The 15,128-nt window shown below is 61.7% G+C and carries 11 protein-coding genes; 9 read left to right on the top strand and 2 right to left on the bottom strand.

Annotated features, from left to right (window positions below; all coding sequences use genetic code 11):
- The first annotated feature begins 1 nt into the window (after position 1).
- The 6 genes from M5G20_RS05005 (at position 2) to M5G20_RS04980 (ending at position 7,172) form a co-directional block, all read left to right on the top strand.
- A complete protein-coding gene (locus M5G20_RS05005; protein WP_053158646.1) occupies positions 2-907 on the top strand; it encodes an amidohydrolase family protein in 906 nt (301 codons plus the stop codon).
- A 129-nt stretch (positions 908-1,036) separates the two neighbouring features.
- Positions 1,037-2,422 carry a UbiD family decarboxylase gene (locus tag M5G20_RS05000; RefSeq protein WP_273918198.1) on the top strand — a complete coding sequence of 462 codons (1,386 nt, stop codon included), beginning with the start codon at positions 1,037-1,039 and terminating at the stop codon, positions 2,420-2,422.
- Positions 2,419-3,003 (top strand): UbiX family flavin prenyltransferase, encoded by a 585-nt coding sequence (locus M5G20_RS04995; protein WP_273918197.1) that lies wholly within the window; start codon positions 2,419-2,421, stop codon positions 3,001-3,003. Before M5G20_RS05000 ends, M5G20_RS04995 begins: the two co-directional genes overlap by 4 nt.
- 117 nt (positions 3,004-3,120) lie before the next feature.
- Positions 3,121-4,167: a CobW family GTP-binding protein gene (locus M5G20_RS04990; RefSeq protein ID WP_273918196.1), complete on the top strand. Its 1,047-nt coding sequence runs from the start codon at positions 3,121-3,123 to the stop codon at positions 4,165-4,167.
- A 236-nt stretch (positions 4,168-4,403) separates the two neighbouring features.
- Entirely contained in the window at positions 4,404-5,771 is a 1,368-nt protein-coding gene (locus M5G20_RS04985; RefSeq protein WP_273918195.1) for a nucleobase:cation symporter-2 family protein, read from the top strand.
- 12 nt (positions 5,772-5,783) lie between these two features.
- Positions 5,784-7,172 (top strand): amidohydrolase family protein, encoded by a 1,389-nt coding sequence (locus M5G20_RS04980; RefSeq protein WP_273918194.1) that lies wholly within the window; start codon positions 5,784-5,786, stop codon positions 7,170-7,172.
- A 252-nt stretch (positions 7,173-7,424) separates the two neighbouring features.
- Here M5G20_RS04980 and M5G20_RS04975 read toward each other — a convergent pair whose 3' ends face one another.
- A complete protein-coding gene (locus M5G20_RS04975; RefSeq protein WP_273918193.1) occupies positions 7,425-8,693 on the bottom strand; it encodes a Zn-dependent hydrolase in 1,269 nt (422 codons plus the stop codon).
- 148 nt (positions 8,694-8,841) lie between these two features.
- Positions 8,842-10,326 (bottom strand): NCS1 family nucleobase:cation symporter-1, encoded by a 1,485-nt coding sequence (locus M5G20_RS04970; RefSeq protein WP_273918192.1) that lies wholly within the window; start codon positions 10,324-10,326, stop codon positions 8,842-8,844.
- Positions 10,327-10,865: 539 nt separating this feature from the next.
- Between M5G20_RS04970 and hydA the strand changes: the two genes are divergently transcribed.
- The 3 genes from hydA to preA all read left to right on the top strand — a co-directional run bounded on the left by hydA (position 10,866) and on the right by preA (position 15,108).
- Complete coding sequence (gene hydA, locus M5G20_RS04965) at positions 10,866-12,308, top strand: dihydropyrimidinase (protein ID WP_273918191.1); 1,443 nt, start codon at positions 10,866-10,868, stop codon at positions 12,306-12,308.
- A gap of 157 nt (positions 12,309-12,465) precedes the next feature.
- Entirely contained in the window at positions 12,466-13,833 is a 1,368-nt protein-coding gene (locus M5G20_RS04960; RefSeq protein ID WP_273918396.1) for an NAD(P)-dependent oxidoreductase, read from the top strand.
- Positions 13,834-15,108, top strand: coding sequence for an NAD-dependent dihydropyrimidine dehydrogenase subunit PreA (gene preA, locus M5G20_RS04955; protein ID WP_273918190.1), 1,275 nt, complete (start codon positions 13,834-13,836; stop codon positions 15,106-15,108).
- Positions 15,109-15,128 lie beyond the last annotated feature (20 nt).

Raw genomic sequence — 15,128 nt, 5'->3', positions numbered from 1 at the left:
GATGATTATCGATACCCATCTGCACCCTACCAACCTGGTCGACGAGGCCTGGCGCCACACCGGCGAACCGTTCACCGGCGAGCGCATGCTCAAGCTGATGGACGGCCCGTACATGATCAACGGCAAGCCGCGCCGTATCGACATGGGCTTCATCCAGCCGCCACCGGGCAACACCGGCTATCGCGACGGCAACCGCCGGGGCCGCGAAGGCGTGCGCGACTACATGTCGTACGTTGCCGAGCTGTGCGTGAAGTACCCGGATCGCTTCATCGGCAACTTCAACTTCAACCCGCGCTGGGGACCGGAAAACGGTGCGGCGGAGCTGGAATTCCACATCAAGGAATACGGTTTCAAGATGCTCAAGCTGCACGCCAACATGCACGGCTATCGTCCGGACCGGGCGCTGGACTGGCTGCGCCCGGCAATGAAGGTCTGCGCCAAGTACAACATTGTGGTGCTGATCCACACCGGTGACGGGCCGTACACCATCCCGACGATGTTCTACCCGATCATTCGCGAATTCCCGATGGTCAACTTCATCATTGGTCACTTCGGTATCCAGACCGGGGGCAACTACTCGTTCGAGGCGTTCTGGATGGCCATGGACACGCCGAACGTGTACTGCGAATCGGGCTGGTGCTTCCAGTCGCGGATCGTCGAGTTCGCCAAGGACCTGCCGCGCAACAAGATCGTGTTCGGCACCGATTCGCCGCCGAACGAACCGGGCATGTGGCTGCGGGAACTGGAGGTGCTGTGCTCGCCAGCGCCGCAAGGCCTGGGCATCGATGAGGACCACCTTGAGGATTACCTGGGCAACAACATTGCAAGGTTGTGCGGCATCGAACCGACGCCGCCGCCCAAGGACCTGATCGAGGCGGACATTCGCCTGACCACGACGTACCTCTGACCCTCGCCCTCTCTGTAGGAGCCGGCTTGCTGGCGATGGCGTGTCGGCTGCATTGATGTCGATTGACACAACTTCGCCAGCAAACCGGCTCCAACAGGTGCACAGCATCGTTTTTCACGAGGTGAAACCATGACCCTCTCCACGCTCGGCGATACTCAGGATTTTCACGATTTTATAGACGCTTATCGCCGGCAATACCCGGACGATGTGCTCACGGTCCCACACAGTCTTTCAGCCGATCAGGACGTCACGGCCCTGGTCGATGCCCTGGCCAGCCAGGGTCGCGATCCGTTGCTGATCTGCGAAAAAGTCGGCAACTTCGGCGCGCCGGTGGCCACCAATCTGTTCGCCTCCCGCACCCGTATTGCACGAATGTTCGGCGTCGACCCGGCGCAGTTGCACGAGACCTTCCAGAAACGCGCCAACAACCCCATCGCCCCGCGCTATGTGGAAAGCGGTCCGGTGCTGGACGAAATCTTCGAAGGCGAAGCCGTGGACCTGGCGCTGCTGCCGATGCTCAAGCATTTCGATAGCGACCGCGGCCCTTACATCACCAACGCAATCATCATTGCCGAAGACCCGGTCACTGGTATCGCCAACATGAGCTATCACCGCTCGATGCGCCATGCCCGGCAGACCCTCGCCACCAGCCTGCATTCCCGCGGTCACCTGTGGCGCATGCTGCAAACCGCCCGCGAGCGTGGCGAAGAATTACGCGTGGCCATGGTGGTCGGCGCGCACCCGCTGTTCATGCTGGCCGCCGCCGCGCGCTTGCCCTTCGGCAGCGATGAACGCGCCGTGGCCGGGGGCTTGTTCGGCGCGCCACTGGAGCTGGTGAAAACCCCACGCTATGGCATCGGCGTGCCAGCGTACGCGGAGTACGTACTGGAAGGCGCCATTGACCCGGCGGCCTACGCCGAGGAAGGTCCGTTCGGGGAGTTCAGCGGTTACTCCTCGGATCGCTCGACCAACAATGTGCTGCGGGTCGACACCCTGATGCGGCGCAAGGACGCCTGGCTGGTGGACGTGGTCGGCGGCCGTTACGCCGAGCACCTGACCCTCGCACGGCTGCCCCGGGAAGCGGAGATGAGCGAGAAACTCAAGGCTCGATTCCCCGCCGTGACAGCCGTGCACTACCCCAATTCCGGCACCCATTTTCACTGCTACGTGGCGCTGGACCAGAGCCGCGACGGCGAGGCGCGGCAGATCATGCTGGCGTTGCTCGGCTGGGACCCGTACCTGAAAAGCGTGATCGCGGTGGACAGCGACATCGACATCAGCGACGACAGCCAGGTGCTGTGGGCGTTGGCCACGCACTTCCAGCCGCACCAGGACATCTTCGTCATCGACGGTTTGCCCGGCAGCCCGCTGGACCCTTCGTCCTCGGTCAATGGCACCACCTCACGCATGGGCCTGGACGCCACGCGCGGTTCAGGTTTTGACGGTATCAAGGCGCAGCTGGATCCGGCGGTGGTGGCGCGCGCGCGCAACCTGCTCAAGAGCCTGGCGTCATGAATCGCCAGCGCATGGTGGTGGGTATCAGCGGTGCATCGGGGTTCATCTACGGCGTGCGCCTGCTGCAATTGCTTGCCGAACTGGACATCGAAAGCCACCTGATCATCAGTCGCGCGGCACTGCTGACCATGGCCCATGAAACCGACTACAAACTGGCCGACGTCACCGCGCTGGCCAGCCACTACCACCGCGCTGACGACGTGGCCGCCGGGATCGCCAGCGGTTCGTTCCGCTGCCTGGGCATGGTCGTGGCGCCGTGTTCCATGCGCACCCTGGCGGAAATCGCCACCGGGACTTCCTCGGGGCTGATCGGCCGCGCCGCCGACGTCACCCTCAAGGAACGTCGGACCCTGGTGCTGATGGCCCGGGAAACCCCGCTGACCCTCGCCCACCTGCGCAACATGAACGCTGTCACCGAGATGGGCGGGATCATCGCCCCGCCCGTCCCGGCCTTCTACGCCCGTCCGCAAGACCTGGCGCAAATGGTCGATCACAGCCTCGGCCGGGTCCTCGACCTGTTTGGCCTCGATGCCGGTACGGCACGACGCTGGCAAGAACCCCCAAAACCCTGTGGGAGCTAGCCTGCTAGCGATTACGGTGGACCCGTCGCCATACCGTTGAATGACACACCGCCATCGCTAGCAGGCTAGCTCCCACGGTCGATCGCACTCCGACAAAACACAGGTAAGGAGCATCACATGAACACCCCATTCAACGCCCCAACCCCCAACACCAAAATCCCGGTCACCATCCTCACCGGTTTCCTCGGCGCCGGTAAAACCACGCTGCTCAACTACATCCTCAAGGAAAACCACGGCCGGAAAATCGCCGTGATCGAGAACGAATTCGGTGAAGTCGGCATCGACGGCGACCTGGTGCTCAGTTCCGAAACCGAGGAAATCTACGAGATGGTCAACGGCTGCGTGTGCTGCACCGCCGAGGTCCGCGAGGACCTGGTGCGCATTGTCCGCGAACTGGTGGCGCGGCCGGTACGGCTCGATCATATCCTGATCGAAACCAGCGGCCTGGCTGACCCGTACCCGGTGGCCCAGAGCTTTTTCATCAACGACCCGATTGCCGATGAAGTCGAACTCGACGCCATCGTCACCATGGTCGACGCCAAGCACATCGCCCAGCACCTGGAAGACCTGCAACTCGACGGCGTCGACAACCAGGCCGTGGATCAGATTGTCTGCGCCGACCGTATCGTCATCAACAAGGTCGACCTGGTCAGCGCCGCCGAAGTGGCGTCCCTCAGCGACAAAATCCGCGGTCTGAACGCCACCGCCGACCTGGTGACGTCAAGCTACGCCGAGATCGACCTGTCGAAAATCCTCGGCATTGGAGCCTTCGAGTCCACGCAAAAACTCATGGAGATCGGTGCCGAGCACGATCATCACGGCGATCAACATGAACACGAGCACGACGAACCAGACCATGAGCACGACCCGAGCGTGTCGTCGGTGGGCATCGCCGTGGACGGCGCTGTCAACCTGGGCGACTTCCACCGCTGGATCACGAAACTGCGCACCGAGCAGGCCGACAACCTGTACCGCATGAAAGGTGTGCTGGCGGTCGCCGATCAGGACCAGCGCTACGTCCTGCAAGGGGTGCACAGCCTCGTCGAGTTCCGCGCCTCGACCTTGTGGGGCAACGAACCGCGTTCCAGCAAGATTGTGTTCATCGGTCGCGACCTGGATCGCGCGGCGTTGAACCAGGGCTTTGCCGCCTGCCTGGCAGGCTGAACCAAGGCATCGGAGCCGGTGGATGGCGGTTCCGGGGCACATGAATGACTGATGCATCGGGCAACACTCAACACCTGTAGGAGCTGGCTTGCCAGCGATAGCGGACTTCCAGTGGACAGAAATGTTGGCTGGTCGGCCGCTATCGCCAGCAAGCCGGCTCCTACATGGCGGCGGTGCCTCGGCATCAGAACGAATACCCCTCTTTACCGAATAACAACAGCTAGAGGTGTTTCCCCATGTCGTCAGCCACTACCCCTTCAAAACCCGTCTCCACCCTCCATCCCGTCGACCAGGTGTTATCGGTGCGACAAATGCTCACCCTCGGTCTGCAACACATGGCCGTCTCGTACATCGGCGCCATCGCCGTGCCGTTGATTGTTGCCAGTGCCTTGAAGATGTCCCAGGCCGATACCGTAGTGCTGATCAGCACCACGCTGTTCTGTTCCGGCATTGCCACGATCCTGCAAACCGTCGGCTTCTGGAAATTCGGTGTGCGTCTGCCGATTCTCCAGGGCGTAGCCTTCAGCAGCGTGGGGCCGGTCATTGCCATCGGCAGCAACCCGGAAGTCGGCTTCGCCGGGGTCTGCGGAGCGGTGATCGGCGCGGGGATTTTCACCATGCTCGCCGCGCCGTTCGTGGGGCGTTTGCGACGCTTTTTTCCGCCGGTGGTCACCGGTTGCATCGTCACGGTAATTGGGTTGCAGCTGTTTCCGATTGCCTATGAGTGGGTCGGCGGCGGGCGTCATGCCGCGGATTTTGGCGCGCCGGCGTACCTCGCGGTCGCAGCCGTCGTGTTGCTCACCATCCTCCTGGTCAACCGTTATGGCAGCCCGATGTTGCGCAACATGGCGGTGCTGGTGGGCATGCTCGTCGGTGCCGGGCTGGCTTACGGGATGGGCATGGGCAGTTTTCACAGCGTGCAGGAATCACCCTGGCTGACCGTGCCCTACCCGTTCTATTTCGGCCTGCCGACCTTCAGCCTGATCCCCATCGCCACCATGGTGGTGGTGATGATTGTGCAGATGGTCGAGTCCATGGGGCTGTTCGTGGCCATCGGCGACATCGTCGACAAACCGGTGGAAGACAAACAGGTGATCAACGGCCTGCGCGCCAACGGCCTGGCCAGCACCATCGCCGGGATGTTCGCTGCGTTTCCGTTCATTGCGTTCATGGAAAACGTCGGCCTGGTGATCCTCACCGGCGTGCGTAGTCGTTGGGTGGTGGCCGTCAGCGGCTTGTTGATGTGCTCAGTGGCCCTGGTGCCCAAGGCTGGCGCGATCATCGCGTCGATGCCGACCGCCGCCCTCGGCGGCGCCGGGATCGCCATGTTCGGCGTGGTCGCGGCGGCGGGGATCCAGACCCTGTCCAAGGTCGACTACGAGCGCAATCGCTACAACGTGCTGATCGTCGGTTTCACCATCGCCGCCGCCCTGGTGCCGGTGCTGGCACCGGCCTTGTTCAAGCAATTACCTGAGTGGTCGCAGCCGTTCCTGCACAGCAGCGTGGTGATCGCCTGCCTGGTGTCGGTGTTGCTTAACGCCGCTCTCAACGGTGTCAGCGTGCCTGATGCCGCCGCCAGCAAATCCGCTTCCCACAGCCTCTGACTGGAGCCGCCCATGACTCACGTTCAAAACATCCTGATCAAAAACCCCGTGGCGGTGATGACCGGCCTGCGCGGCCCCCGTGCCCGGGCCGGTGCCGTGGATATTCGGATCGTCAACGGCCGCGTCGCCGAAATGGCCGCCAACCTTGAAGCACAACCCGGCGAACGGGTGATCGATGCGCGTCATTCGGTGGTGTATCCGGGCTGGATCAACACTCACCATCACCTGTTCCAGAACCTGCTCAAAGCCGTGCCTGAAGGCTTGAATCAGGACTTGCAAGGCTGGCTGGCCAGCGTGCCCTACCCGCGCCTCAACCGGTTCACGCCGCAACTGGCGCGCATCGCCGCACGGCTGGGCATGGCCGAATTGCTGCTGTCGGGGGTGACGACCTGCGCCGATCACCATTACCTCTACCACGCCAACGGCACCACCGAGACGGGCGACCTGCTGTTCGACATGGCCGATGAGTTCGGCCTGCGTTTTGTGCTGTGCCGTGGCGGTGCGCTGGAGTCCGCCAGCGCCCATCCCGGGTTTTCGAAAACCGCGCTGCAGCCGGAAACCCTGGATCAGATGGTCGGCGATATTGAACGCCTGAAGTCGCGGTATCACCAGGACACCCCGGATGCGATGCGCCGGGTGGTGGTGGCACCCACCACACCGACGTTCTCGCTGCCGCCGACGCTGCTGCGGGAACTGGCGCACACCGCCCGAGGCCTCGGCTTGCGCCTGCACACGCACTTGTCCGAGACGCAGAACTACGTGAATTTCTGCCGCGAAAAGTACAACTGCCTGCCGGTGGAATTCGTCGCCGAACACGAATGGCTTGGCCCGGACGTCTGGTTCGCTCACGCGGTGCATATGCAACCCGGTGAAATCCGCATGCTCGCGCAAACCGGCACTGGCGTTTCCCACTGCCCGGTGAGCAATGCGCGCTTGGGTAGCGGCGTCGCGCCGATCCCGCAGATGTTCGAGGCGGGTGTGCCGATCTCCCTGGGCGTCGACGGCGTGGCCTCCAACGAGTCCGGGAGCATGGTCGGTGAAGCCAACACCGCGTGGCTGATCCATCGTGCGGAGCAAGGCGCGTCGGCGACCACCGCCGAGGATGTCATCCACTGGGGCACGGCCGGTGGTGCACAGGTGCTGGGGTTGGGTTCGGTCGGTACGCTGGAAATCGGTCAGGCGGCGGATCTGGTGATTTATGGCCTGGATCATCCGCGTTTCTTCGGCTTCCACGACATCGCCGTGGCACCCGTGGTGGCGGGCGAACCGATTGCGGTGCGCTACAGCCTGGTGGGCGGTCGCGTGGTGGTCGATGACGGCGTGATTCCGGGGCTGGATGTGCAGCAGATGCGCGCCGAGGCGTGGGATGGGGTGCGGCAGTTGATGAACGTGGACGATTGATCTGGAGCTCACCCCCGCCCCTCCCAGAGGGGCCTTCTTCAACTTTGCGAGTAGATTCCATGCAAGCCGCGCCCGCCTGTATCGGTCAGCTCGGTCCCAAGGAGCGTACCGAGCGTTTGCTGACGGGCATCGGTCGAAGCTCGTAGGCGGATCTGGTGGTGAGTGAACGTCTTGAGGTTGTCGCGATGGGTTGAGAATCAATAGATCGCAGCCTTCGGCAGCTCAAATGCCGCAAGCTGCGATCGTTTATTTTCAGCTAGCCAATGCCGCCGAAGCCGCCAGCATCGCTCGCAACAGCACCGCGCACCCGGCAGCCAGATCATCCGGTGCGGCGTTTTCGATTTCGTTGTGGCTGATGCCGCCTTCGCACGGCACGAAGATCATACCGGCCGGGCCGAGTTCGGCGAGGAAGATCGCGTCATGCCCGGCACCGCTGACGATGTCCATGTGCGACAGGCCCAGGCCCTGCGCGGCGCCGCGCACGGCTTCAACGCAACCCTTGTCGAAATACAGCGGCGGGAAGTCCGCTGTTGGCGTGAGCTCGAAGGTCAGGCCGTGTTCTTCGCAGGTGGTTTCGATGATTTTACGGACTTCGGCGATCATCGAGTCCAGCCGTGCCGGCTCCAGATGGCGGAAGTCCAGGGTCATGCGCACTTCACCGGGAATGACATTGCGCGAACCGGGATAGGCTTGCAGGCAACCGACAGTGCCGCAGGCGTGGGGTTGATGGCCGAGGGCGGCGCGATTGACCGCGCCAACGATCACCGCGGCGCCAACCAGGGCGTCCTTGCGCAGGTGCATCGGGGTCGGGCCGGCGTGGGCTTCGACGCCGCGCAGTTTCAGGTCGAACCATTTTTGCCCGAGAGCGCCCATCACCACGCCTATGGTTTTACGTTCGTCTTCGAGGATCGGGCCCTGCTCAATGTGGGCTTCAAAGTAGGCACCGACCTTGTGCCCGCTGACCTTGCGTTCGCCCGCATAACCAATGGCGTTGAGCGCCTCGCCCACCGTCACGCCCTCGGCGTCGACCTTGGCCAGGGTGTCTTCAAGCGTGAATTTTTCCGCGAACACCCCGGAGCCCATCATGCACGGAGCGAAGCGCGAGCCCTCTTCGTTGGTCCAGACCACCACTTCCAGCGGCGCCTCGGTTTCTATCTTCAGATCGTTCAGCGTGCGCAGCACTTCGACGCCGGCCAGTACGCCGAAACAGCCGTCGAACTTGCCGCCGGTGGGTTGGGTGTCGATGTGGCTGCCGGTCATCACCGGTGGCAGGTTCGGGTTGCGGCCAGGGCGGCGGGCGAAAATATTGCCGACGGCGTCGACGCTGACGGTACAGCCCGCCTCCTCACACCAGTTGACGAAAATGTCCCGGGCCTGGCGGTCGAGATCGGTCAGGGCCAGGCGACAGACGCCGCCCTTGACCGTGGCACCGAGCTTGGCCAGCTCCATGAGCGATTGCCACAAACGATCGCGATTGATGTGCTGATGGGTGGATTGCAGAACGTCTATGGCCGCGTTCATGGTGATCTCCTCAGGCTGTTCTTATGGATTTTTTCAGGCAATTCGTCGGTGATTTTGAAGCCCTCATCGCGGGCAAGCCCGCTCCCACAGGTTTTGTGAACGCTTGAGAAACCTGTGGGAGCTGGCTTGCCAGCGATGACGGCCGCCCTCACACCGCAGATTTCGCAACAGACGGGCTAGGCCGCATCACACTCAACCCGTAATAAATCAACCCGCCCAGCGCCGAGCCGGTAAACCAGCCATAGCTGTAGAACCAGCTGAACGCATCGCTGCCCAGCGACAACAACGTCAGCACCACCGGCACACCAAACGCGATGAAACCGCTCCAGTTCCACGCCGGATACACGTCATCGCGATACAGGCCGGCGAGGTCCAGTTGCTGTTTCCTGATCAGGAAATAGTCCACGACCATGATCCCGGCGATCGGCCCAAGCAGACTGGAATAGCCGAGCAACCAGTTTGAGTAAACGGATTCGAGACTGACCTGCGAGACAATCAGGCCGAGCTTTTTCAACAGTTCATGGGCCATCAGGGCCAAGCCGACCAGCCCGGTGAGCAGCACGGCGTTGGTGCGGTTGATCACCTTGGGCGCGATGTTCTGGAAATCGTTGGTCGGTGAGACGATGTTGGCCGCGGTGTTGGTCGACAGGGTGGCGATGATGATCAACGCCATTGCCAGCGCGACCCACATCGGGCTCTGGATGTGGCCGATCAGGGTCACCGGATCGGACACCGTCACGCCCACCAGCTTCACGGAAGCCGCGGTCATCACCACGCCAAGGGAGGCAAACAGGAACATGGTCAGCGGCAGACCGATGATCTGCCCGACAATCTGGTCCTTCTGGCTTTTTGCATAGCGGCTGAAGTCCGGAATGTTCAACGACAGCGTGGCCCAGAAGCCGACCATCGCTGTCAGCCCGGCGGCGAAGTAACTCGCCACGCCGGCGCCTTCCGGGCGCTTGGCCGGGATGGCCAGCAGTTCGCTCATCGACACGTTTGGCATCGCCCACACCAGCAGCCCCACGCCCACGGCCACCAGCAACGGTGCAGAAAGCGTCTCCAGCCATTTGATCGACTCGGCACCGCGAATCACCACCCACAGGTTCAGCGCCCAAAACACCATGAAGCCAATCACCTCACCGGTGCCACCCAGGGATTTCCAGCCTTCAAACACCGAACCGAGGAACAGGTGAATCGCCAGGCCACCGAACATCGTCTGGATGCCGAACCAGCCACACGCCACCAGCGCACGGATCAGGCACGGGATGTTGGACCCGAGGATGCCGAAGGACGAACGCAGCAATACCGGAAACGGGATGCCGTACTTGGTGCCCGGGAAGGCATTGAGCGTCAGTGGAATCAGCACAATGATGTTGGCGCACAGAATCGCTAGCAGCGCTTCGCCGACGCTGAGGCCGAAGTACGCGGTCAATACGCCGCCGAGGGTGTAAGTCGGCACGCAAATCGCCATGCCGACCCACAGCGCGGTGATGTGCCATTTGTTCCAGGTTCGTTCGCGCACCTTGGTCGGTGCGATGTCGTGGTTGTAACGGGGACTGTCGAGGACATCGCTGCCGGCTTCAAGCTCGAACAAGCCGTCGCGCTCGGTCACTTGCGATCTGATCTGTTGCATGGCCGCTCCACTGTTCTTTTGATTATTGTTGCTCATCAGGGACTGGCGGAATCAATAAACGTGCCGAGTGCCCCGCTTGCGCATCGGGCAGTTCCATAACACTTTGCAACTAACTGATGTTTATCAGTTTTATTAACTGACTGGACTGTTTGCCGTGCCACTCAGGCCGAATGTCGGGCAAGTTGTCCAAACAGTCAGGACTCAATCTGGTGCGCGGATATTTTTTCCAAAGTCGCGCATCAACCATAGACCCATCTCAAACAGCTGATTTCACATAAGAAATCTTGACCATATTTGGATCCTGTCAAGTGCGTCAAAATGGTGAGAGGCCTCACCATTTTGGTGATTTACGTTTTAATTCGTTATTTATCAATTAGTTAAAACAGCAATAAGCTTATAAAAAATATTCTTGCTGATTCCATCAACTGCAGCTAGCGTTTAATCCTGACAGCCATGACAGGAATATCCCTGTCGGCACTCGCTGTATATAAAACACCTAGAACCGGTATCAGCCGGTCATTGTCTGCGAGGAACTCGGAATGTCTCTGTTGATCCGTGGCGCTACCGTTATTACCCATGATGAAAGTTATCGCGCCGATGTGTATTGCGCAGACGGCGTGATCAAGGCCATCGGCGAAAACCTGGATATTCCCGCCGGCGCAGAAGTACTCGACGGCAGCGGCCAGTACTTGATGCCCGGCGGCATCGATCCGCACACGCACATGCAACTGCCCTTCATGGGCACGGTGGCCAGCGAAGACTTCTTCAGCGGCACGGCGGCAGGACTGGCCGGCGGCACCACTTCGATCATCGACTTTGTGATTCCCAACCCGCAGCAGTCTTTGATGGAGGCGTTCCATCAGTGGCGTGGCTGGGCCGAGAAGTCGGCGTCCGACTACGGATTCCATGTGGCGATCACCTGGTGGAGCGAACAGGTCCGCGAAGAAATGGCCGAGTTGGTGGCCCACCACGGGGTCAACAGCTTCAAGCATTTCATGGCGTACAAGAACGCGATCATGGCCGCCGATGACACCCTGGTGGCGAGTTTCGAGCGCTGCCTGGAACTGGGTGCCGTGCCCACCGTGCATGCCGAAAACGGCGAGTTGGTCTATCACCTGCAACGCAAACTGATGGCCCAGGGCATGACCGGGCCGGAGGCACATCCGTTGTCGCGCCCCTCCCAGGTTGAAGGTGAAGCCGCGAGCCGGGCGATCCGCATTGCCGAAACACTCGGCACGCCGCTGTATCTGGTGCACGTGTCGACCAGGGAAGCCCTCGACGAAATCACCTATGCCCGGGCCAAGGGCCAGCCGGTCTACGGTGAAGTACTGGCCGGGCACTTGCTGCTGGACGACAGCGTCTATCAACACCCGGACTGGCAGACCGCTGCCGGCTACGTAATGAGCCCGCCGTTCCGCCCGCGCGGTCATCAGGAGGCGCTTTGGCATGGCCTGCAATCAGGCAACCTGCACACCACCGCCACCGACCACTGCTGCTTTTGCGCCGAGCAAAAAGCCGCCGGCAAGGATGACTTCAGCAAAATCCCCAACGGCACGGCCGGTATCGAAGACCGTATGGCGGTGCTATGGGATGAAGGCGTGAACACCGGGCGTTTTTCGATGCAGCAATTCGTCGCCCTCACCTCCACCAACACGGCGAAGATCTTCAACCTCTACCCGCGCAAAGGCGCGATCCGCGTTGGCGCCGATGCCGACCTGGTGCTGTGGGACCCGCAAGGCAGCCGGACCATTTCCGCCAAGACCCATCACCAACAGGTCGACTTCAACATCTTCGAAGGCAAGACCGTGCGCGGCGTGCCCAGTCACACCATCAGCCAGGGCCGCGTGGTCTGGGCCGATGGCGACCTGCGGGCCGAACGGGGTGCCGGGCGCTATATCGAACGGCCGGCGTATCCGGCGGTGTTTGATTTGCTGAGCAAGCGGGCGGAGTTGAATCAGCCTATTGCTGTGAAACGCGGATAGCGGCCTTCGGCCTATCGCTGGCAAGCCAGCTCCTACAGGGATCTCAGGCGTCTACAAAACCTGTGGGAGCTGACTTGCCAGCGATGGCTTCATCACCGCCGACAAAAAAACAATGCCCATCAGAGGCAGCACCTCCCATTACCGTGAGGCCAAAACCGTGATCAAGACCCTGGACCACCTCCCGCATCCCCAAGAGAATGCGGCCGCCCTCGCCGGCCATTTCACCGACCTGGCGCCGCCGCTCAATGATCGCCAGGCGCACCTCGAGGCCTCGCGCTGCCTGTATTGCTACGACGCGCCATGCGTGAACGCCTGCCCGAGCGAAATCGATATTCCCTCGTTCATCCGCAATATCCATCAGGACAACGTGCAGGGCGCAGCGCAAAAAATCCTTTCGGCCAACATCCTCGGCGGCAGCTGCGCCCGGGTGTGCCCGACGGAAATCCTTTGCCAACAAGCCTGCGTGCGCAACAACGCCCACGAATGCGCGCCGGTGTTGATCGGCCTGCTGCAACGCTATGCCGTGGACAACGCACACTTCAGCGAGCACCCGTTCCCCCGCGCGGCCGCTACCGGCAAGCGTATCGCCGTGGTCGGTGCCGGTCCGGCCGGATTGTCCTGCGCCCACCGCAGTGCCATGCACGGACATGACGTGGTGATTTTCGAGGCTCGGGAAAAGGCTGGCGGACTCAACGAATACGGGATCGCCAAGTACAAACTGGTGGACGACTACGCCCAAAGGGAACTGGATTTTCTCCTGCAAATCGGTGGCATTGAAATCCGTCACGGGCAAAAGCTCGGTGAAAACCTGAGCCTGAGCGAACTGCATCAACAGTTCGACGCAGTGTTTCTGGGCCTCGGTCTGGCGGCCAGCAAGCAACTGGGGGTGGCGCACGAGGACGCACCGGGGCTTCTGGCCGCCACCGATTACATCCGCGAATTGCGCCAGGCCGATGACTTGACGCAACTGCCGCTGGCCGACCGTTGCATCGTCCTCGGCGCGGGCAACACCGCCATCGACATGGCCGTGCAAATGGCTCGCCTTGGCGCTCGCGACGTCAACCTCGTGTACCGCCGTGGCGTCGAAGACATGGGCGCCACCCACCACGAACAGGACATCGCCAAAGCCAATCAGGTGCGTCTGTTGACATGGGCTCAGCCGGACACCGTGCTGCTCGACGACAATGGTCGGGTGCGCGGCATGCGTTTCGCCCGTACCCATTTGGTCGAGGGTCGCCTGCAAACCACCGGCGAAACTTTCGAACTGGCCGCCGACGCGATCTTCAAAGCCATCGGCCAGGCCTTCGACGGCAATGCCCTCGCCGACCCGCTGGCCCGTGAACTCAAGCGTCAGGGCGAGCGCATTGAAGTGGATGAAAACCTGCGCACCAGCATTGCCGGTGTGTATGCCGGTGGCGACTGCACCAGCCTCGATCAGGATCTCACTGTACAAGCGGTACAACACGGAAAGCGCGCCGCCGAGGCGATCAACGCTCAACTGATGCTCAACGTGGAGGCTGCATAAATGGCCGATCTGTCGATTGTCTTCGCTGGCATCAAGTCGCCCAATCCGTTCTGGCTGGCCTCCGCGCCACCGACCGACAAGGCTTACAACGTGGTGCGCGCCTTCGAGGCGGGCTGGGGCGGCGTTGTCTGGAAAACCCTGGGAGAAGACCCGGCGGCGGTGAACGTTTCGTCGCGTTACTCGGCACACTTCGGGGCTAACAGAGAGGTCCTCGGATTCAACAACATCGAACTGATCACCGACCGCTCGCTGGAAATCAACCTGCGGGAAATCACCCAGGTGAAAAAGGACTGGCCGGACCGCGCGCTGATCGTGTCGTTGATGGTGCCCTGCGTCGAAGCGTCGTGGAAACACATCCTGCCGCTGGTGGAAGCCACGGGCGCCGACGGTATCGAGTTGAACTTCGGTTGCCCCCACGGCATGCCGGAACGCGGCATGGGCGCGGCGGTCGGCCAGGTACCGGAATACGTCGAACAGGTCACCCGTTGGTGCAAGACCTATTGCTCGCTGCCAGTGATCGTCAAGCTCACACCGAACATCACCGACATTCGCGTCGCTGCCCGCGCGGCACACCGTGGCGGCGCCGATGCGGTGTCGTTGATCAACACCATCAACTCGATCACCAGCGTCAATCTGGAGCGCATGGTCGCCAACCCCATGGTCGGCAGCCAGAGCACCCACGGCGGTTATTGCGGGTCGGCGGTCAAGCCGATTGCCTTGAACATGGTCGCCGAAATCGCCCGCGACCCGCAGACCCACGGCCTGCCAATCAGCGGGATTGGCGGCATCGGCAACTGGCGCGATGCGGCGGAGTTCATGGCGCTGGGGTGCGGCTCGGTGCAGGTGTGCACGGCGGCGATGCTGCACGGTTTCCGGATTGTTGAGGAGATGAAGGACGGGCTGTCGCGCTGGATGGACAGTCAGGGCTACAGCCGCATTTCAGAATTTTCCGGGCGTGCGGTGGGCAATACCACTGACTGGAAGTACCTGGACATCAACTATCAGGTGATCGCCAAAATCGACCAGGAGGCCTGTATCGGTTGCGGTCGTTGCCATATCGCCTGCGAAGACACTTCGCACCAGGCCGTGGCCAGTCTGAAAAACGCCGATGGCACCCACCGCTATGAAGTGATCGATGAGGAATGTGTGGGTTGCAATCTGTGCCAGATCACTTGCCCGGTGCAGGATTGCATCGAGATGGTGCCCGTGGACAGCGGCAAGCCGTTTCTGGACTGGAACCATGATCCGAGGAATCCGTATCACGTCAGTCCTTGAGATTTGCGGCGTCTGAGCTG

The sequence above is a fragment of the Pseudomonas sp. TNT2022 ID1044 genome (assembly GCF_028656895.1).
Lineage (GTDB): Bacteria > Pseudomonadota > Gammaproteobacteria > Pseudomonadales > Pseudomonadaceae > Aquipseudomonas > Aquipseudomonas reinekei.
This window is presented reverse-complemented; position numbering and strand designations above follow the sequence as displayed.